Annotated in this window: 12 protein-coding genes; 10 read left to right on the forward strand and 2 right to left on the reverse strand. The window is 61.8% G+C overall.

From position 1 onward, the window contains the following. Window positions 1–241: 241 nt before the first annotated feature. From J9314_RS03450 to J9314_RS03480, 7 genes are all read left to right on the forward strand, one after another. The gene (locus tag J9314_RS03450; RefSeq protein WP_210604567.1) at window positions 242–2,734 is read left to right on the forward strand and encodes a choice-of-anchor G family protein; all 2,493 of its coding nucleotides are present in this window, start codon (window positions 242–244) and stop codon (window positions 2,732–2,734) included. Window positions 2,735–2,875: 141 nt separating this feature from the next. Beyond that, entirely contained in the window at window positions 2,876–3,664 is a 789-nt protein-coding gene (locus J9314_RS03455) for a DUF5819 family protein (RefSeq protein ID WP_210604568.1), read from the forward strand. Beyond that, window positions 3,654–4,886 (forward strand): HTTM domain-containing protein, encoded by a 1,233-nt coding sequence (locus tag J9314_RS03460; RefSeq protein ID WP_210604569.1) that lies wholly within the window; start codon window positions 3,654–3,656, stop codon window positions 4,884–4,886. The genes J9314_RS03455 and J9314_RS03460 overlap by 11 nt, the downstream gene beginning before the upstream one ends. Window positions 4,887–5,438: 552 nt before the next feature. Then, window positions 5,439–8,981: a choice-of-anchor G family protein gene (locus J9314_RS19300; RefSeq protein WP_210604570.1), complete on the forward strand. Its 3,543-nt coding sequence runs from the start codon at window positions 5,439–5,441 to the stop codon at window positions 8,979–8,981. Window positions 8,982–9,073: 92 nt separating this feature from the next. Beyond that, on the forward strand, window positions 9,074–10,456 hold the full coding sequence (locus tag J9314_RS03470; RefSeq protein ID WP_246490588.1) for a copper amine oxidase: 1,383 nt from the start codon (window positions 9,074–9,076) through the stop codon (window positions 10,454–10,456). Window positions 10,457–10,991: 535 nt separating this feature from the next. Next, window positions 10,992–12,563: a hypothetical protein gene (locus tag J9314_RS03475; RefSeq protein ID WP_210604571.1), complete on the forward strand. Its 1,572-nt coding sequence runs from the start codon at window positions 10,992–10,994 to the stop codon at window positions 12,561–12,563. Between the two features lie 446 nt (window positions 12,564–13,009). Continuing rightward, window positions 13,010–15,136: a helix-turn-helix transcriptional regulator gene (locus tag J9314_RS03480; protein WP_210604572.1), complete on the forward strand. Its 2,127-nt coding sequence runs from the start codon at window positions 13,010–13,012 to the stop codon at window positions 15,134–15,136. 468 nt (window positions 15,137–15,604) lie between these two features. Here the strand turns inward: J9314_RS03480 and J9314_RS03485 are convergent, their stop codons facing one another. Together J9314_RS03485 and J9314_RS03490 are read right to left on the reverse strand one after the other, a co-directional pair. Continuing rightward, on the reverse strand, window positions 15,605–16,270 hold the full coding sequence (locus J9314_RS03485) for a histidine phosphatase family protein (protein ID WP_210604573.1): 666 nt from the start codon (window positions 16,268–16,270) through the stop codon (window positions 15,605–15,607). A gap of 165 nt (window positions 16,271–16,435) precedes the next feature. After that, on the reverse strand, window positions 16,436–17,341 hold the full coding sequence (locus J9314_RS03490; RefSeq protein WP_210604574.1) for a LysR family transcriptional regulator: 906 nt from the start codon (window positions 17,339–17,341) through the stop codon (window positions 16,436–16,438). Window positions 17,342–17,555: 214 nt separating this feature from the next. On the opposite strand from J9314_RS03490, the gene J9314_RS03495 reads away from it, so the two are divergent. From J9314_RS03495 to J9314_RS03505, 3 genes are all read left to right on the forward strand, one after another. Next, window positions 17,556–18,470: a CoA transferase subunit A gene (locus J9314_RS03495; protein ID WP_210604575.1), complete on the forward strand. Its 915-nt coding sequence runs from the start codon at window positions 17,556–17,558 to the stop codon at window positions 18,468–18,470. Further along, window positions 18,467–19,327 carry a CoA-transferase subunit beta gene (locus J9314_RS03500; protein WP_210604576.1) on the forward strand — a complete coding sequence of 287 codons (861 nt, stop codon included), beginning with the start codon at window positions 18,467–18,469 and terminating at the stop codon, window positions 19,325–19,327. The genes J9314_RS03495 and J9314_RS03500 overlap by 4 nt, the downstream gene beginning before the upstream one ends. 94 nt (window positions 19,328–19,421) lie before the next feature. Further along, entirely contained in the window at window positions 19,422–20,825 is a 1,404-nt protein-coding gene (locus J9314_RS03505) for an MFS transporter (protein WP_246490589.1), read from the forward strand. Window positions 20,826–20,908 lie beyond the last annotated feature (83 nt).

The following is a 20,908-nucleotide window of genomic DNA, read 5'->3' on the forward strand; positions in this document are numbered from 1 at the left end:
CGCAGATCAGAACCGGTGAGGGCCTTGAAGTGTCTGTGCATCAAGCATATTTCCTTGTGGCATCAGTCCGCATCGTGAACTCGTCAGGTTTGCAATATAACGGAATTATAACGTTGCTGATGACTGAATGATTACTCGCGAATGATTCCGTAATGTTGTGCGGGATCTGCCAGGAAACTGCATGTTTCCGTCCAGGCTGCTGTCTGCGATTGATCAAGAACATGAACCGATGTGGAGGACTATGAAGATGCTCGGAGGCCGGCCCACTTCCGGCCGCAAGATCGCTGCGGGAACGGTGGCTGCCGCGACCGCAGTCGGGCTGACCCTGTTGACGACGTCACCAGGTGCAGCCGATGAAAAGAACCCGAAAGAGGATTCAGAGGCTTTCGGGCAGCTGATCGATGCGGATCTGCTGTCCGCGGACGCCGTCGATGCGCTCTCGGCCTACAGCAGCTCCCCTTCCAGCGATGCGGAGGACAGCACGCCGCTGAACGCGGAAGTTCTGCAGTCTCTCGGGATCGAACTTCCGGGAATCGATCTCCCGCTCATCAGCAACGAGGGCGGCGAGGGTCTTCTCGAGCTCGGCGAGGCCGGTGCCCTCAATTCCTACGGCCACGCTTCTGCGAGCAATGCGGCAAAGGCCAGTGCCGGCGCCGTCGGCAAGGACGGCGCCCTCAACCTCGACGACATCAACAACGGCGACTTCGGCAACGCCAAGGTCGATCTGACATCGGTCTTGGGCCAGCTGAACCTCGACGGTGTCAGCGATGAGATCGTCGACGAGCTCAGCCTCGAGCTGGGCGCCATCGGTTCGACTGCCGAAAGCGATGGCGAGACGACCGACTCGGAGTACGTCGTCGCCGACGGAACCCTCACCGTCTCCAGCCCTGCAGTGGACGACCTCTCCGGTGCGCTCACCGATGCCGTTGACGGTGTCGGTGGTTCCCTCGACGACGCCATCGGCGACGAGGGCCTGGTCAACGAACTGGCCGGTCTCGGACTCGACGTCGATGCAGGCCTCGCCTCTGTCAAGGTCGGCGGAGAGGACACGAAGGTCTCGGTGGACACCGGGGACGCGCTCAACAGCGTCGTCGAAAACGTCGTCAACAAAAAGCTCGAGGACGAATCAGGCATCGTCTCGATCGATCTGGCCAACGGCGACATCAAGATCGACCTCGCCAAGGTCGTGAAGGGTGCCGACGGTGAGGACCTCAATGGTCTGGATCCGAACACCCAGGTGCTGACTGCCGATACAACGAAGAAGATCACCGACGCCGTTGCCGATGCCCTCGGCACGCTGTCGGGGCGGGTCAATGAGACTCTGACCGATGCACTCAACGATGTTCATCTCAACATCGCGCTGCCCGCCAGCATCACGGCCGCCGGAATCCCTGCAGCCGACGGCAAGGTCACCGTGGATGCCACGCTGGGCCAGCTGGCCGGCACGGACGATTCCGAACCGGTCGTCGACACCGATCTTTCAGTGGCCGGCGTTCCTGTCGGGACTGTGGTCAACGCCATCACCGGTCCGGTGGTCAAGGCGGTCCTCGGAGTCACGAAGCCGATCATCGGGGAAGTTCTCGACTCGACGACGGAAGAGGTGTCCGGTTCTGTCACCGACATCGTCGACCCCGTCCTCGACGGACTCGACCCCGTCTTCGGCGGACTCAACCAGGTCGTCGACCTCACGATCAACGAACAGTCGCCCAACCCGTCGGGTGAACAGGCCTCTGCTCAGTCCTCATTGGATTCGAGCCGGGTCGATGGAGACAACGGTCCGGGATTCACAGTCAACGCTGTGAGCCTGGAACTGCTCCCTGAATCCGATGCGATCGACGTCAACCTCGCCTCGTCATCGGTCCGTGCGACCGCAGACGATGCCCCGGGTGACGACGACGCGGACGCCGACGACAGCGCTGCTGCCGATCAGGACGATTCGGCGGATTCCGACGCTTCGGCTGACCCCGACGCGGACGCCTCGGCTGACCCCGATGCCTCGGCATCTGATGATTCCGACGCGAACGTCAACGTGAACGCGGCGGCATCGGCCTCGGCGTCCGCCGACGCGGACGACGATTCGAACCCTGCGGCTCAGGCGGCGTCAGAGGCGGCTGCCGATGACGATGCCAACGACGCGGCGTCGGCAGAAGCTGACGCAAACGCCGAAGCGGCCGCCGAATCGGCAGCTGCCGAGGACGCGTCCTCGAACACCTCGGCTGATGCGGCTTCCGATCCGAACGCCTCGTCACAGAAGGCGTCGAACGCCGCTGCCGATGCAGACAATTCGGATTCGACGAACGCTGAGGCCTCGGCTGCTGCCGATGCCGATCCGGCCGCAGCCGCATCTGCGGCATCGACTGCTGACTCGTCCAACGAGGCTTCGGTTGAGGCTGCGGCCAATGCCGACGATTCGGCTGCAGCGGACTCGACCGACGTGGCAAACGCCTCGGCGGCGTCCGATGACAACGCCGATGGTGCGGAAGCCAGCGCTTCGGCCGACGGCGACGAGGCAGACGCTTCGTCCGATGAAAACGCCTCTGCCGCCGCAAATGCGTCGGCGGACGTCGAAGCGGGCGCGAGCGCAGACGCTTCGGACGACAGCGACGGCGGAGACCTGCCGAGGACAGGTGCCGAGGGCACCCTGGCCATGGCCGGATTCGCAGCGCTGCTGATCACAGGTGGCGCGGCCGCGGTCTACGCCGCTCGCCGTCACCGCAACCGCAGTGGTCTCTGAACCAGGTTGAACCACTGATCGCACCGGCCAGGTGGTGGGGGAGAAGTCTTCACTTCGCGTCCACCACCTGGCTTCGTGCGTGAGACTCCCAGACGAGCTGGGACACACAGACGAAATCATCGACCAGAATCCGGATGTGCCATGGACGAGACGACGACAGAGACCGAGGCTCGGCCGCGTCCGGTGGTCAGGCGAACGCTGGTGGTCGTCGCGGTGGCGGTCACTGGATTCCACCTGTTCGCGACCTTTCTGTGGATCGCACCTCCATCCGCCCTGCGGGAGGCGGTCCCGGGGGAACTGCTCTCCAAGTACATGATTCCGATGTGGGGTCAGTCGTGGAGTGTGTTTGCGCCGGAACCGATCAACGGGGACTACTACTTCGACGTGCGTGCGGTGATCGACACCGGGGGCGGAGAAGAGGTCACAGAGTGGGTGCGGGCCACCGATGTCGAGCCGGATCATTCGACGTACAGGCCGTTCCCGCCGCGATCGGCCGGTCTGGGCATCGGCGTGGCTTCGGATCTGAAGGGATCATGGGATGATCTGCCGTCTGATCAGAAGGCGATTGTGAAGCTCAGCTACTTCAAGGGCGGCGACTCCGTGAAACGTCTGAGGGCGAAACTCGGCGAGTACGACGACCCCGATGGTGCGGTCGGCGGGTATCTCGACAGTGAGCATGTGGCTGCGGCGTACGCGACCCAGGTCGCGAGAGCTGTGTGGGGTGAACACGTGCAGCGGGTGCAGTTTCAGGCGGCTCGCCAGAATGTCGTCCCGTTCGCCCAGCGCAATGACGAGGACGCCAAGCGCCCGAAACTTCAACCGGTGCCGGTCGGGTGGCGGGCCCTGGTCATCGAGGACGATCAGTCCGATGAAGAGTTCGCGAAGTACTTCTGTGCCTCCGACGTGGTGAGGTGCGCCGATGAGCACTGAGACCACACCGACCGAGGTGGATGCCACCTCGGCGAAAGCAGACTCTGCGGACCGGGACCAAGCACGCACCACCTCGGCGAACCCGGAGGTGGTCGCGTTCCCTGCTCAGGTGCGCGCGGTGATCGCGCGAGGTTGGGATAGGCTCGAGGTTCTGCTCACCGGGCGATACCACGCGACCTATGGGCTGGCAGTGACCAGGATTCTCATCGGGCTGACCGGACTCGGCCTGATTCTGACGAACTTCAATGCCCGTCATTATGCGTTCGGAGTGGGCAGCGCCTGGAGCGGCGAGATCGCGGATCCGAAGAGCGACTTCCCGAATATCTGGCTCTTCTCGCTCTTCCATCGGGTGGTGACGGTTCCGCCGCTGTTCACAGCCATGATGATCGGCTTGGCGATCCTTGCCATCGTCGTCACACTCGGCTGGCGTACACGGATCGTTCTGCCGTTCTACCTGATTCTCTGGGTCAGCTTCATCGAACTCAACGACGGCGCCGGTGATCAGGGCGACAACGCGTATCGGATGTTCCTCATCGCTCTGCTCTTCGCCGATACCACTCGGCAGTGGTCGCTGGACGCCCGTCGGCGATCTCGTCGACACCGCGATGACGGTGGTGAGACGAGCGATAGAGCCGGCAACGACCCCGAGGCACACAGTACGACCGGCGGAAGCCGATGGCGGTGGGTGATGATCATGGCCCACAATCTCGCCATAGTCGTGCTGACGTTTCAGGTGTGTGCAATCTACATGTCCGGCGGCCTCTACAAGGCCGGTGGTGCCGCCTGGCAGCACGGTTTCGCGGTATACAACCCCCTGCACACCCAGCAGTTCGGGACATGGCCGGTACTCTCAGAGCTTGTCACAGCGTGGGGACCGCTGGTCGTGGTGATCTCCTGGGCATCCGTGCTGTTCCAGTGCGCGTTCCCGTTCATGCTCTTCAATCGATGGACGAGAATCGCCGGGCTTCTCGGCATTCTGTCGTTTCATCTGGGGATCGCGCTGCTGATGGGACTCCCGTGGTTTTCGCTGACGATGATCGCTGTCGACGCGATCTTCATCCGTGATCGCACCTTCGCCCATCTCAGCGCACGCCTGCACACTTGTCTCGGTGCAGGCCCGCACACTTGGCGCCACTCCACCTCGGCGATGCCGAGGTCCGCGGCAAGGAGCGCCGCCCTGCCCAAAGGAGACGAACATCCGGCAAAGCCGGGTGTCGCTTGAGCCCTGAATAATTGACAAATAGGGCTGGTCTATTTGAATTTCTCCTTGACTTTTAGCTCTCGTTTCTGTGCGCAGGAAAGCTACTCAACCTGGGTTGTATGAAAAGTTCTCGTCCGGCAAATTCGCGCACGTATCGCAATGCGGACAGCAGTCAAAGAATATTTGCTGCATATCGAACGTGTTCAGCGTCGAGAGGCGACGGTTCCAGAGCGCTCTTTGAGTCGATTGTTTCCCGTATTCTAGGGGGAGTTGTGTGATGTCTGAGCGAGATCCCCGAGCGTGCCGAGGGGTGATGAACCTGTGCGTGAGCTTCATCCGGGGTTGAAAGACTCTAGACACTGACTGGAAGTTTCGACAGAATTGACCCCGGGTCACGTTCGTTGGATCAAAATCCGACATCTGAGGGAGCGGAACCTTTCAAATGAGTAAATTTGGAGGTTAAACGTGTCTCAACACGTCCATTCACGCCGTTTAGATTCCATGAAGAAGACTCGGCGAAGAAGAATTCCACGATGGGCACTTTCAGGGTTGGCGCTTGGCGTTGTCGGAGCGATGGTCGGTACGACCAGCGCCTCGGCGCTGGGGCTCGACAACTATCCTGACGATCCGACTGAAGCCGAGGCGAGTGTCGCCGGCATGAGCCTTGATTCCAAGGATCTGATCGCTGCGGCACAGTCGAAAGCCGGTTCGCAGTCGGATCCGGGGCCGAACCGTGAAGCATTCAACGGTGCAATCGGCGGGGACGAAGTCATCGACTTCGGCGCGGGCTATCAGATACCAGTCGACGACTTCATCGACTTCGGCCAGGCCGGAGCTGTCGAAAGCGAATCGACTGCCGCCGATGCCAAGAACGGCAAGGCCGTGTCCGGCATCGTCGGTGCCGATGGCGGTCTCAGCCTTGATGGGAAAGACAGCGATTTCGGAACAGCGCAGGTCGACCTGCTCTCCATCGTGGCGGCGAGCGGTTCATCCGATGTCACCGATGGCCTGATCGACCAGGCCGATCTGAGTCTCGGCCTCGGCGGTGCCTGGGTCGAAGCGATCGACGGCGAGTTCCAAGATCCCGACTCTGTCGGAAAGTACGGGCAGTACAGAGTCGGCGATGCCAAGCTGCAACTGCACTCCCCGGCGATCGACGATGCCGGCGACGGTGTCTCGGATGCGGCCGGAGAGATGGAGGGCGAAGTCAACGATGCGCTCAACGACGCGCTCGGACTGACCGATCTCCTTCCGGGCATGACTGTGGATACCAGTGTCAAGAGCAGCATCAAAGATGACGTTCTTGATGCAATTCTGCTCGAACCGATCAGCACTGATGACGGTCTGGCGACGATCGACCTCGGGGAAGGGTCGATCGAAGTCGACGTCGGACGGATCGGCGGCAACGACGACGGTGTGATCGATCGGCCCGTGGGGATGAACAATCAGGATCCCAACACCGAACTGATCGATGACGAGACCTACCCGTTCATCGCCAGCAGCGTCCACGACGTCATCGAGAAGGTGATCGACGTTGCCGTGGACACGGCCATCGAGTCGCTGCGCAGCGCAACCGTGAACGTGGACATCACGGCTCCGGACGGCACGAAAGCCGGATGGGATATGGACCTGACGGGCAAGATCAGCAACGACTTCTGCGACGCGGCGGGTGCTACCGGCACCGTCACCTGCGGAACGATCAACACCGTCATGAAAACCATGGATACGGTGATGGGCCCGATCTACGACGAGCTGTCCGATCCTTCGGGCCTGTTGTACAAAGCGTTCACCACGATCAAGACGGACATGATGACAGTGCCCATCCGTGCGGCACTCGACCCATTCCTCAAACTGATAGCCGATAACCTCGTCTCGCTGCAGATCAACCATCAGGAGACGACGGAATGCACCGCGGCCGACGGTTCGACCACGGTCAATGGTGTGGAAGTCTCTGCACTGAGCCTCGGCGTCGGCGATGGCACGGCACGTCTGGGCATCGGCAACGCGGGCGTTCGCACCGACTCATGCGATGAATCCGCTGACGGACCGTCGATCGACACCTCGTCGCCCGCCCCTGCGGGTGGAGAGACGACGCTCGACTCCACTGGTTGGGCACCGGATACTGATGTCACCGTCGAGCTCAACGGTCCCGACGGCAAACCGGTCGGTGAACCCATCACGGTGACGACCGATGGCGACGGCAACTTCCCGAAGGGCACGGTTCTTCCGATTCCTGGCGATGCCACCCCCGGTGACTTCACCATCGTCGGCACTGACCCCGACGGGAATACCGGAAAAGGCGAAGTGACGGTCTACGCACCTGATCTGACCGTCGCGGGCCCCGTCTACCCGGGTGATTGCGCTGCAATCACCTCGGACGGATGGACTCCTGATTCGGAGGTCACTGTTCAGCTGACCGACGCGGACGGAAAGCCGGTCGGCGACCCGGTCACGGCCACTGCCGACAAGGACGGCGCTCTGCCTGATGACACCTGCGTGACGGTGCCAGAAGGCACCGAGCCCGGTGATTTCACCGTCGTCGGAAGTGATGACAACGGAGCGAACATCGATGCGCCTCTCACCGTCGCCGAGGCGGGTACCCCGATCGTATCGGCCACCTCTCCCGCCCCGGCAGGTACTGACATCGACGTGACTTCACGTGGATGGTCTGCCGATAACGACGTGACCTTCGAGCTGACAGATCCCGATGGGAATTCGGTGGGCGACAAGGTGACGGTCACAGCCGACGGAGAAGGCAATGTGCCGGAGGGAACGACACTCCCGATTCCCGACGACGCGGCTGCCGGGGACTACACGCTGACGGCGAACGATCCTGACGACAACTCCGCGAAGGCGACAGTGACCGTCTACACTCCGGCGGTCGAGACAACGTCCCCAGTGGTTCCCGGACAGGACACGGCAGTGAAGGGCACCGGCTGGCTTCCGACGAGTGATGTCAAGCTGCAGCTCGTCGACCCCGACGGAGAAGACGCTGGTGACGCCGTGAATGTGACCACCGACGAAAAGGGAAGCCTGCCGGAAGGTACTGTCCTGACGATTCCCAAAGACGCCGAACCAGGCGACTTCGCGGTGCGAGCGACCGATGACAACAAGGCCGAGGTCGATGCATCCGTAACCGTTGCTGAGCCCTCGATCGATGTTTCTTCGCCGGTTCCAGCAGGCGGTGAGGCATCGCTGAAGAGCGTTGGTTGGGAGGCGAACACCTCAGTCGAACTGAAGCTTGCGAACGCTGATGGAGACGAAGTCGGCAGCCCAGTGATCGCCACGGCCGATGCGAAGGGTGCTCTGCCCGAAGGCACGAAGATTCAGGTACCTGATGACACCAAAGCCGGAGAACTCACCGTGACCGGAACAGCGTCGAACGAGACGACTGCCGAAGGCACCTTTGAGGTGTATGCTCCGTCGATCGAGGCGACAACACCGGTTCCGGCCGGTGATGAAACCGCAGTGACGAGCAGCGGCTGGCTGCCTGATTCCGAGGTCAGCATTCGCTTGGAGACGCAGTCAGCGAAGTCCGACGACGCATCCAGCGACCTCGGCGAGGCTGTCACTGTGACGACCGATGGAGAAGGCGACGTCCCTGAGGGCACGAAGCTGCCCGTTCCCGCCGAGATCACAGCCGGAGACTTCGCCGTGGTCGGCACCGATGACAATGGCGCCGAAGCCGCGGCGTCCATTGAGGTGACCTCCGCTGAGGCCGACGATGACGCGAACGCTTCGTCGAACGCTGGTGGCGATGACGCGAACGCTTCGTCGAATGCTGGTGGCGATGACGCGAACGCTTCGTCGAATGCCGGTGGCGATGACGCGAATGCCTCGTCGAATGCCGGTGGCGATGACGCGAATGCCTCGTCGAATGCCGGTGGCGATGACGCGAATGCCTCGTCGAACGCCGGTGGCGATGACGCGAACGCTTCGTCAAACGCTGGTGGCGATGACGCGAACGCTTCGTCGAACGCTGGTGGCGACGAAGAGGTGAGCAGTGATCTGCCACGAACCGGTGGCGAGATTGTGCCGATCTTCCTGGCTGCCGTTGCGCTTATCGCTGTAGGTGCAGCTGCACGTTACACGTTCAGAAGCAAGACGACCGTGTGACGCTCATCGTCGAGATGAGATGAGCTCGGGTGCGGTGATCATTCGCTCACATGATCACCGCACCCGTCCACTATTTTTGACTTTCCGCCCGTGTGGGGCGGCTTCCTCTGAGGATCGATACCGAAGTGAAAAGACGACTGACACAGATCGTTGCCGGAGCTTTGTCTCTCTTGCTCATTGTCACGGCCTGCACCCAGGGTGACAGCTCTCATTCTGGACAACAGGGCAAGAATGAACAGATCACTGCTGACATCTCCTGCGAGAGTCCCAAGCAGAAGGTCTCGCAGTCACTGTCCAGCGGAGCCACATGGACGATGTGTTGGGGTGTCCATCCGGACTTCGGACTGACGCTCTCTGACATCTACATCACTCCACCGGGTGAAGACCCGATCCGTGTCATCGACACGATGTCGATCTCTCAGCTTGAGGTTCCCTATGACACCGGCGAACGACTCACCTCCGATATCACTGAATCCGGATTCGGCGGACGCAAAATGAAGACGCTCAGCGACGACGCGTGTGGTGGAAGACTTCAATCAGCAAGCATCCCGAAGATCGGCGATGGTTCATACGGCAAATCTGAGACGAGGGAGGTCCTCTGCTCCGAGGTCGTCGATGAAGGGCTTGCGTACCACTCCAGCGATCTTGTCGCTCCAGCGAGTGCCCGCAAGAACGGTTGGCAACTGTCAACAGTCTCTCGGGTCGGCTGGTACGAATACGTCTCGCAATACACATTCGGTGCAGATGGATCGATCAGCGTTCAGCTCGGAGCAACGGGAGACTTGTCTCCAGTCGACTACACCGATGAGGATCACGGATGGGATGTCGGTGACCACGAGCACGCGGCCAGCCATTCACATAACGCCGTCTGGAGAATTCGGTGGGGTCTCGGTGGCACTGGAGGCATGAGCGCACAGCAGTTCGACGCCGATGAAACAGGGGACAGAGGTGCCGAGTCGCCCAAGCTCACCGGCAAGCTGAAAGACATCGACCATCCAACTACGGCTCGGTGGCAGGATCGCCGGTGGTGGCGAGTGCTCAACCCGAACCGCCTCAACGATGACGGCCACCCCATCTCCTATCAGATCGATGTCGGCAAAACTGACTCATTCGAGTTCGTCGACGATGCTGAGCATTCGCATACGCACGAAGATGACATCGGCTACGACGTAGGTTTCACGAATCACAACGACTGCGAGCTCTATGCAACGAAGAATCGAGGCGACTGCGGACGGGGAGTGCAGGAGTTCGTCGAAGACGGAAAGGACCAAAACCTCGACGATGTCGTCTCGTGGGTGGCAGTTGGATTCCATCATGTGCCCAGAGACGAGGAGCAGTCACCAATGGAGATGCATTGGCAAGGTTTCACCCTGCTGCCTCGGGATCTCACCGCGCAGCGGTTCGATCTGCCGAAGGGTCACGAGGGGGTCAACGGGGTGCCGGACTCCGAGTGGAACCAGGAGCCCATCAATTGATCACTGGGCACGACCTGATGTGCGCCGCGCCACCGAAGTCATCAAAGCATCATATAAAAGTCACGATATATATACTATGAGGCGTTCAAGCGCAATGGAATACCTTTTGAATAATAGGTAGAAGCAAGTTAGTATGTCTTTGTCGGTAAATCTCATGAGTACATCGGCGCTTGCGTGACGGCATCCTCAGTGCGGTCGCGTGTCCTCTCCTGGGCGTGTGTGAGCGCGCGCCTGGGAGGGGACATTCAATTTCTGCGAGTCGCCATCGGATTCAATCAGAACCGGTTGCCATTACTTTTGTGCGAGTCTGAGTAACTTCCTCCCGCTGGCTCATTCGACCAATGCCAAAGAGCGAAAAGCAATCATGGATTAGTCATCTGAGCGGCAGAAAAAAGTCATGGGGATGCAACTGATCTTGAAAACCTACGATAAACTGCTGCGATGAGAGTACGACTTCGATCGGAGGCTCTGGCGCTTCCAAGCAGCGCGGCTCCTGCGACCTACTTCTGTCGAGACCGATGAGGACCGAATAGACGTGCATGAACATCAGCCTGACGAGAATCTCGCCGATTTCACCAATGAGGAAGTCCTCCAGCTCATCGACTCCGGAACTGTCGGCGCGTTCTCCGAGATCTATCGTCGCCGCATCGACGACGTGGCGAATGAGAAGTCGATACCCCGGGCGATCCATGACGCTGCGCTGTTGGCAGTCCTCAAGCAGGTTCTTGATTCTCCGCCCCTGACTTCGGAGGGGCTCGAGGCGCTCATCGAGAGTGCTGTTGAGGAGGAAACCGTCCGGCACGACGTGACGGAGGAGTTGTCGAACGTCTCGACGTCCTGGGAGCGGCACAGCAATGTGGCAAACGTCTTCTCGAGCCTTCCTGATAATTGGCAGCGGATTCTGTGGCTGAGGGAAGTCGAGGACTTCACGCCGACCACAGTTGCCCAGAGGCTGAACGTCACCGTGCACACCGCGACCCGTCTGACGTTGCGCGCTCGGCAGGAGATGAAGCGACAGTGGCGGAAGACGCAGGGTGAATCTGCTCCGAGCGCGACCGAGCTGCGCGCCGCGCTCATTCCTGCGCTGCTGATTTCGCCGACTCTTATCGAGCGATTCGCTGACACGCTCAATGATCGATCACAAGCACGCATGGCATCATCGGCTCCCACCGCAGCGACCGCGGCGGAAAGCATCTCCACGCCGGAGGCGGATGGGGAGGCAAGCTCTGAATCAGCAGCGGAAGCAGCGGAGGCTGCGGAAGACTCGGGCGCTGCAGAAGACTCGGTCGCCGAAGAAGACTCAGGAATCGAGAAAGGAGACTCACCCTTTCACCTCCCTAAACCTGTTCTCATTCCAGTGGCAGCGGCGTGTATCGGGCTGCTCGGATCGTTGGTCGGCCTATCCATCTCGCCCATAACCAGCGAGAATTCGGGGTATCGGACGGAGGTCGGGCCATCGTCCGCCTCAGCGGGGAAGGAAGCAGGGAGCCAGGGTGGCAGTGCCGGCGAGCACAGTCCATCGTCCGGGCACTCATCCGACGATGGGCACGCAGGGTCATATTCCCCCAACTCGCCTAATCCACATGATCCTGCGGCGTCTCAAGACGTGGGCGGAGATCGATCTGGGCCTCCCGCGTCGCGCGGCGCTGGTGATCGCACCGATGGAAAGTCCTCCAGCGGCAAGGGGGCGGGTGACCGACCAGGAACGCCCGACGAGAGCGGTTCTGAAGAGCCGGGCGTACCTGACCGGCCGAATCCGACGAAGCCTGATTCGCCCACACCGTCGGAACCCGACGAGCCGGACGCTCCTTCACCGTCAGAACCTGACGAGCCGAATGATCCGGCTCCGTCGGATCCCGACGAACCAAGTGATCCCGCTCCATCGGATCCCGACGAGCCGGATGCGCCCTCACCGTCAGGGCCCGAGGAACCAAGTGATCCCGCTCCATCGGAGCCCGACGAGCCGAACGACCCCGAGCCGTCGGAGCCCGACGGTGCTGACAGCGCGAGTTCGACATCCGCCCAGTCAGACGGTGAAGGGTCAGCGGGTGCGAATGAAGGAGGCGATAGTTCGTCGAAGACGACTGACCGTCGCTCCAGTCGCTGATTGAGGCAATTGAGGCTCAGCTGAGCTGACAGCGGTACACCGGTCGCATTGCAGCGCCGGCAGCTTCCCGCCCGGAAGCAGGACCGACATACGATGAGGAACGGGCTGCCGAGCCATTATCTCGACAGCCCGGTAAGTTTGCTGTGCTATACATGAATACGTAGCACCGCACATTTCCCCTCACCTTGGCAGTCCCCACTGCCACGGCCCCCGCCGACAGCACAGAGAAGATCCCATCATTGCCTATCAGTGAACCCAACCGCGGCAACAGCGAGGAATCATCCCCTCCTCGCCGACAAGACGCTTTCGAAGTCTATTTCGGCCCCCGAATCTCAGACCAACGTTCCTTCGCGGAAGCGCTCAATCACCGAGGCGCTCTCGGCTCTATCGGAATCGAGCACATCTTTCGCTGCAGCGCCGGTAGAATCGACATTGCGCAGTCTCTCGTGGACTCCGCGCATCGTGCCGGAATTCGGGTAACTGACGTCGACCAGACCCAGATCGACGCGTTGCTTCAGCCCTCGCTGACTCCGCGCCTCTCGACCGGAGGAGCTCAAGCGCAACCTTTGTTTCTGCTGGCTCTCTTCTCCTGGCTCCCGAAGATCACCGCACCGACGATTGGGCTCGTTCACGACGCCTATGATCTAGCTGGGGCCAAGACAGCAGTTCCCACGACGTCCACGGAGCTGGTCTCCGAACTTGTTGCCGCGGGTCTGCTGGTGGTCGAATCAGGAGAAGAGGGAACGCTGACCGTTCCCGGTCTCATTCGCTCATTGATGCGACGAATCACGGGCCCCTGGGCAGGCGAATTCCACAGAAGTCCACACGAAGCATTCAGCATCGCCATCGACAACTCGTACGCAAGGGCGAAGGCGAGCGACGTGCCGGGGTACGACGAGATCCTCGACCTCGTTGTCGAAATCGAAGAATGGGAACTTCTTGAGCAGATGTGGACCCGACGGTCGATCAATGTGTTCGACGATGTGGTGAACGCGGTCGACGCATTTCTCGCAGTGCCCGCTTCTGTCATCACCGCAAGGCCGATCCTCGCGTTGGCCAGGAGTGCCGCACGAAGGATCGATTCGATGCGCAGTCGTCTCGGTACCGAGGACAGTACTCGCTTAGTGCCGTTCACAGATTTCGACAGCGTAGTCGTACCGAGCCTCCACGGCATGCTGTCGGCCGGTCATGACACTGCCCGCAGTGTGGATGAGATCGTTGCACTCACCACGGCGGAGGCGCGCTTTCATCGCTCGAACCGTGACTACGAGGCAGCGTTGCAGACGATTGACTCGGGACGCGAACTTCTTCGCAATCGCGATCTCGAGGGGTCCGGCCCCACGGCTATGATGCAAGCTGGACTCAACCTTGAGCATGGAAAGAACTTGATTTCAGCAGGACGGTTCGCTGAGGCATTGCGGGTTCTCCAAAGGGTCGTTCAGTTCTCCGAAACCTACGCGCCGAACTCATGGCACCCGATGCTTGCCGGCTATGTGGAGACCGCGTTGGCCAATCTCGGGCACGGGTACGGCAAAGAGATGGGCCGCAATCTCACTCTTGCTCGGGACAAGGCGCAGTCATTCGAGATGGAGACCTTGCCAGGCGAGCATAAGTGGCAATGCCTTGATGCGATGAGGAGCCTCGACAGACTCGACCTGTCTGCAGCCGGCACGGCTCTTGCGAAATTGAGAAATGCGGGAACCGTGAAGGGGCTCGGTTCGCTGCCCACAATCGCCGAGAGTCTCTACCGCGTCTACACCGGTCGGGCCTCGATCGCAGCCAAAGAGCTGATCGACAACGCCGCCACTCGGAACTCTCCGATGACGAGTTCGTCGAATACCAGGTACTCCGGAATCGTGAATATCGCCAGTTTCGTGTATCTGGCCGCCGGAGAGACGAAGCCGATCCAGGACCTTGCGACCCAGTTGCCTCCGACTCATCCCGCGTATCACTTGGTCAAAGCGCGACAGAGCTTCGTCTTCGGGCAACGGGAACAACTGTGGTCGAGCACCGCTCGTGTCCTCAATGGTGCCGATGGCCCCCGGCTCAAGGGCTGTGCTGCGGCACTTCGCTCCGCGTTCCTGCATCACGAGGGTCAGGAGAGCGCGGCAGTGGACAGCTTTGGCCACGTTCTCGACTACTGCATCATCGGATCGACACTGATGCCGATTGCGCAGATGTCGAAATCCTCGAGGTCGGCTCTCATCGAGGCTACGGCCTCTCACTCGGCCTGGACTGATCTGGCTGAGGCATTCGACGATCCGAGCCATTCGGCCGCAGATCTGCAGCAACGGCTGCTGGACCTTCCGGAAGCTCTGCGCGTCACCGTCGAACGTGATGTCGAGCTGTCTTCTGCAGAGCTTTCGCTGCTCTTCGCTATCGACTCCCAGAAGCCGGTTCCACAGATCGCCCGCGAATTCGGAGTGGTCGTCGGGACGTTGAAGAATCGCCTGTCCGCGCTGTATAAGAAGTTCGGTGTGAGCAGTCGGGCCGAAGTGCTCGAACACGCGAAGCGGAACGGGTACCTCTCATCGGCAGAAGTGCCCGGGGGAGGCTCGGCGTCTTCGGACTGAGTTCGCTTTACGCGTGACGGGACCTCTTCTCCACGGCCGGGACGGCTGACACGGGTGGCCCTTCTGAGGCCAGGAACGCAGTGCGCACCTGCCCCGCGTCATCGCGTTCAGCTCCAAGGAACCGCCTGAAGCCGGCGAGAACTTCTGTTCGATCCTGATCTGCTTATGTGATCCCGCGCCGGGCCCGGAGGCCGCGGTTGCTGGTGTCGATCTCGGTGTGGTTCGTCGGTGAGACGGCGCTCCGTTCTACTCGGAGCCAGGAGCCTTTGCCGTCTTTGATGCTGTCCGCGACTCAGGCCCGCCGTCGGCCGCCGTCGAAACAGTCGACGATGGGGTGGCCTGGACGGTAAGCGCGGTGCGAACGACCTGACGGTGCGCGTTCGGTTCCGAATCAGCACGGGAAACTGCGTTGGGGTGTCGTGGCCCAGTAGTCGGGGCGGGGGCCGGTTCGACCGGTTTGTCGAGGCGTCAGCGGTAGGTTGCGTTCTTCGGTGACTGGTGGCCGTGGTCGTTGAACGAGATGAGGCTCGTGCCGCCGCGGCCGGTGATGATCTTCGTGATCCCGGTGTTGATGGTCACCCGGTTGAACGCAATCCACTGATCGAAACGGCCGCCGAGCAGTCGCGCCGCTGTCCATGCGATAGCTCCAGCGCTGGAGACGACGATCGTCGACTGTCCCGAACCCATTGCTTGGACCACCTCGTCGAGGGCGCGGTCGACGCGAGAGGTGAACTGTGTGTAGGACTCCGAATAGTCCTCGTCATGCTCGCCCGATGCCCAGCGGGCGCACCCGCGTTCGAGCTCGGCCTGGAAGATCTTCGAATCGTGCTTGGCCCGCGGATCGGTCTCCGTCAGAGCAGCGGTGAGTTCCCACGCGTTGTATTCGTTCCAGCCCGGATTGATGTCAGGGGTCGGGCGGGAGCCGGCTCCGTGTCCGAAGCCTTCGAGGATGCCCTCAGCCGTCTGTCGCTGCCGCAGCATCTCACCATGGACGACTCGTGCAGGTTCGATGCCTTGTGCTGCGAGGAATCGCCCGGTGATGCGGCTCTGCTCCCTGCCGAGATCGGACAGCCGGTCATAATCGTCGGTGCCGAATGAGGCCTGTCCGTGCCGGACCAGATAGAGCACGCTCATGAATCACCACATCCTCGTCGTGATGCTCGAATTACTGTTCAATCGATCGTTCACTGACCCTGAGTCTACTGGACGATCGTCGGAAGTCGGAGGGACCATTTCTGGGAGGCTGGAAGGGCCTCTCCCGATGGTCTGATTCCGGATGCCGCTACTGGCCGGCTGACATCACTCAGTCTGGCCGGGGTGGGGGAACAGCTGCTCGGCCAGGCGCAGAACCTCTCGCAGTGCCGGACTGTCATCGTGCCTCCGCCATGCCATGAGCAGGGGAAAGGGGCCCTGTTCGTCATCGAGCGGGATGAACGTGACGTTGGGGAACGTGAAGTTGCGCGGCACTGAGGACACTGTGACCGAGCATCCGAATTCGGCTCCCACCAGCGACAGGATCGTCCAGCTGTCCGGTGCCACTTGGACGACATTGGGGTTGAACCCCGCCGCCTGCGAAAGCGAGTACAAACGTTCGATGGTCGTCGATCCCGGATTCGACGGCAGGGTGATGAAGTCCTCGCCCTCGAGCTCGGCCATGGACACCGAGCTTCGGCCCGCCAGCGGATGACCGTTGTGGACGGCGACGACGAGGGCCTCCTCGGCGATCATTCGCGTCTCCACGGTCTGAGGAATGAAGGGCCAGTGCCCGAACGCGATGTCGAACGAGCCGTCGACGACTCCCTCGATCGACGGCAGCGCGAACGTCGCACTCTGCAGGCTCAGCTGGATCCCCGGGTGCGTGTTGCGGACCAGCTTCGCCAAGCGCCCGACCAGAGTGTGGGTGGCGATCCCGGTGAAGGCGAGTCGCACATGCCCGACTTCGCCTTGGCCGGCGGCCTTGACAGCCGCCTCGGCGAGCTGATGACTCATGAGTATGTCTCGCGCAGGCTGAACGAGCGCCTCGCCTGCTGCGGTCAGCCGCACCGACCGGGTGCTGCGGTCGAAGAGCTGAGCCGACAGGGACGTCTCCAGATTCCGGATGAGCCGACTCACCGGCGGCTGCGTCATCTGCAGGCGCTCGGCGGCTCGACCGAAGTGCAGCTCCTCGGCGAGGACGAGGAACGCTCTGATCTGCTTGGCATCCATGTTCGGGCCTTTCGTTCTGCTGTGTTGTCCGCTGTGCTCGCTGCGCTGCCGTGCCGGCTGTTCTGTCGTGCGGGCTGTTCTGCTGTGCCGACCGCGTCTCATTGATTTATGTCAAGTGAGACTTAATATGCGATACGAAAAGTATTGGACCAGCATAAATCAATTTGACATGATGACTCAGGTCACAGACGTCAGAGGTTCGAGGAGGAACACGATGGACAAGACGCTGAGCCTTCCGCAGGCGATCAGCACCTACCTCAGCGATGGGGACACAGTCGCGCTCGAGGGCTTCGGACACATCGTTCCGGTCGCGGCCGCCCACGAGATCATCCGCCAAGGGTTCACCGACCTCATCCTGGCCAGGATGTCCTGCGACGTCATCGTCGATCAGCTCCTCGGCGCGAACTGTCTGCGCGGCCTCATCTCCTCTTTCGTGGCCAACAGCTCGGCCGGGTCTCTCCATGAGCTCAGGCGACGAGTCGAGAAGTCCGATCCGGAGCCGCTGTGGTTCGACGAATACAGCCACGGGGGAATGGTCGCCCGCTACCAGGCCGGTGCCTCGAAGCTTCCCTTCCAACCCATCGCCTCCTACCGGGGAAGCGACCTGGCAGCGAAGAATCCGCGTATCACGTCGGTGCCCGATCCGTACGGGGGCCCGGACATCTACGTCGTGCCCGCCCTCAACCCCGACCTCACGATCATCCACGCCCAACGAGCCGACAAACACGGAAACGTTCAGGCCTGGGGCATGCTCGGCGTTCAGACCGAAGCCGCGTTCGCCGGTCGTCGACTCATCGTCACCGTCGAGGAGATCGTCGACGAGGACATCGTCCGCTCCGACCCGAACCGGACGATCGTGCCCGCGCACGTCGTCGACGCCGTGGTCGCCGTTCCCCGCGGTTCCCATCCACATTCCGTCCAGGGGTATTACGACCGCGATGATGATTTCTCCCGACAGTGGTCGGCGCTCGCCCGGGATCCGGAGGCGGTTCAGAAATGGCTCGAGACCAACGTCCGCGGCACGAGCGACCATGACGAATTCCTCGCGAGTCTCGGATCGGACCACTTCGAGACGAGCACGATCCACGACGCCTATTCGACACCTGTGAACTATGGAGGCCGAGCATGAGCTTGCGTACACACGAAGAAGCCGACACCGGGGTACAGGCGGTCGACACCGCGGCGCGGGAGGCCAGCACCGGGGTACAGCCATCACACGACGAGGTCACCAGCAGCGAACTTCTCACCGTCCATTCGGCTCGGGCATTGGCAGGGCGCAATGTTGTGTTCGCCGGGCACGGGCTGCCGACGCTGGCTGTGTCGCTCGCCCAGCACACAGTGGCACCGGACGTCGAGATCGTCTACGAATCGGGAGTCACCGGAGCTCGACCGCCGGCCATGCCCCGCAGCATCTCGGACTCGATTCTGGTTCCGGGAGCCGCCTCGGTGATGCCGATGACCCACCTGTTCAACTATGTTCTGCAAGGTCAGCGCATCGACGTCGGATTCCTCGGTGCCGCGCAGGTCGACAAGTACGGAAACCTCAACTCCACGCTCATCGGTGACGATTGGGAGCATCCCGACAGCCGACTGCCGGGGTCGGGCGGGGCCATCGAGGCGATGGCCGGTGCGTCCGAGATCTTCCTCGTCATGCGTCGGCACACCCCGCGTACCTTCGTCGAGAACCTCGACTTCGTCACGTCGCCGGGACCGCGGAAAGCCGCCGAGGCGGAGGTCGGTTCGATGCCGGCAGGAGCCGGGGTGACGCATGTGATCACCGACCTGGGGATCATGACGCGGTCCGCCCGGGACGAGGAACTCACCCTGACGGCCGTCCATCCCGGCATCGACCCCGCCGAGGTTGTGGCGCAGACCGGCTGGAACCTCCTGGTCTCGCCCGACCTCGAAACGACGCAGCCGCCGAGCGCCGCCGAGCTGTCGCTGCTGCGAGAACAGCTCGATCCCACACGCATCTACCTGCGCTGAAATCCCAAACGCATCCACCTCCGTTGAACCGAAGAAGGTTGAAACCATGTCAATGAAGACACACAGCTCAACTGCCTCTCCTCCAGATCCGAACGTGACTCGTCCTGAGCTGCGCCGGGCCGCATGGTCATCGTGGCTCGGCAGCTCGCTGGAGTACATGGACTTCACGCTCTACACACTCGCCTCAGCCCTGGTCTTCGGACCGCTCTTCTTCCCCAACGAGACTCCCGCGATCGCGCTGATCTCCAGCCTCGGCGTCTACGGGTCCGGGTTCGTCGTCAGGCCGATCGGCGGATACGTCTTCGGCCGGGTCGGCGACAGACACGGGCGGCGGATCGTCCTCATCGTCACCTTGTCGATGATGGGTGTGGCGACGATGGGCATCGGTCTTCTGCCGACCTACGCGCAGATCGGCGTCTGGGCTCCTCTGCTGCTCGTCGTTCTCCGACTCGTGCAGGGGTTCGGAGCCGGTGCCGAACTCGCGGGTGCCTCGGTGCTCTTGGTCGAATCGTCGCCGGTGCGCCGCAGGGGACTGTTCGGAGCGATCGTGGCAATGGGCACGAACAGCGGAATCTTCCTGGCCACGGTCCTCTGGACTCTGCTCACCCTGTTGCCGGATGATGCTTTCCTCAGCTGGGGTTGGCGGGTTCCGTTCCTGCTGAGCATCATCACCACATTCGTGGCGCTGGCGATTCGCACGAAGGTCAAGGAATCCCCGGTGTTCGAGGAAGCCAAGGAACGCCGCGCCGAGGTGGCTGCGGACAAGGATGCCCAGCCGAGCATTCTCGTCGAAGCGCGCCGGTCGACGAAGTCGTTCCTGCTCGCGCTCGGTATCCGCATGGGCGAGAATTCCGCAGTCTACCTGGTCAAGGGGTTCATGGTCGGATGGGTGGTGACCACGACGGGCATCGATTCCGCGGTGGTCACGACCGGCATCATGATCGGCACCGTCATCGGCTTCGCGACCGTGCCCTTCTTCGGCAAACTCAGCGACAAGCTGGGCAGGCGCCCGGTGTTCCTGGGCTTCACCCTGTTCCAGATCCTCTTCTCGATCCCTGCCATGCTGCTCATCGACACCGGCAATCCGATTGTCATCGCCGCGGTCTTCGCGGTCTTCGTCGGCGGTCCTCTGCCGAACCTCTACGGCGTCGAATCGAGTTGGTTGGTCGAGATGTTCGGATCGAAGCACCGCTACACGTTCATGACCACGATCAAGGAAGTCGGATCGGTCGTCTCGGGCGGGCTCGCGCCGGTGATCGCGGCCTCGCTCGTCGCAGTGATCACCGACTCCTGGTGGCCTGTCGCCATCGTCCTCATCCTCTTCGCCGGTTGCGGACTGCTCGGCGGACTTTTCGCGCCCGAGACTCGCGGTCGTGACCTCACGGTCGAAGTCGATGCGGTGGACGACGATGCGGTGGACGGCGATCGGATCGATGCAAAGAGTGCTCGACCGACCGCGGCGGTGCGCGACGGGAGTATCGAGCCGATTGACAGCTGACGTATCCACTCGGTGGGCGACGAGCGCCGCCCCACGGTGGAACGGCGCGGCTGTGTGGAGCGTCGTGGCCGGGCGGAAGCTCG

Origin of the sequence: Brevibacterium oceani (genome assembly GCF_017948325.1) — a bacterium.
GTDB lineage: Bacteria > Actinomycetota > Actinomycetes > Actinomycetales > Brevibacteriaceae > Brevibacterium > Brevibacterium oceani.

Coding starts and splice junctions, on each gene's coding strand:
- J9314_RS03450 (WP_210604567.1), top strand. CDS start 242: ATGAAGATGCTCGGAGGCCGGCCCACTTCCGGCCGCAAGATCGCTGCG.
- J9314_RS03455 (WP_210604568.1), top strand. CDS start 2,876: ATGGACGAGACGACGACAGAGACCGAGGCTCGGCCGCGTCCGGTGGTC.
- J9314_RS03460 (WP_210604569.1), top strand. CDS start 3,654: ATGAGCACTGAGACCACACCGACCGAGGTGGATGCCACCTCGGCGAAA.
- J9314_RS19300 (WP_210604570.1), top strand. CDS start 5,439: ATGGTCGGTACGACCAGCGCCTCGGCGCTGGGGCTCGACAACTATCCT.
- J9314_RS03485 (WP_210604573.1), bottom strand. CDS start 16,270: ATGAGCGTGCTCTATCTGGTCCGGCACGGACAGGCCTCATTCGGCACC.
- J9314_RS03490 (WP_210604574.1), bottom strand. CDS start 17,341: ATGGATGCCAAGCAGATCAGAGCGTTCCTCGTCCTCGCCGAGGAGCTG.
- J9314_RS03495 (WP_210604575.1), top strand. CDS start 17,556: ATGGACAAGACGCTGAGCCTTCCGCAGGCGATCAGCACCTACCTCAGC.
- J9314_RS03500 (WP_210604576.1), top strand. CDS start 18,467: ATGAGCTTGCGTACACACGAAGAAGCCGACACCGGGGTACAGGCGGTC.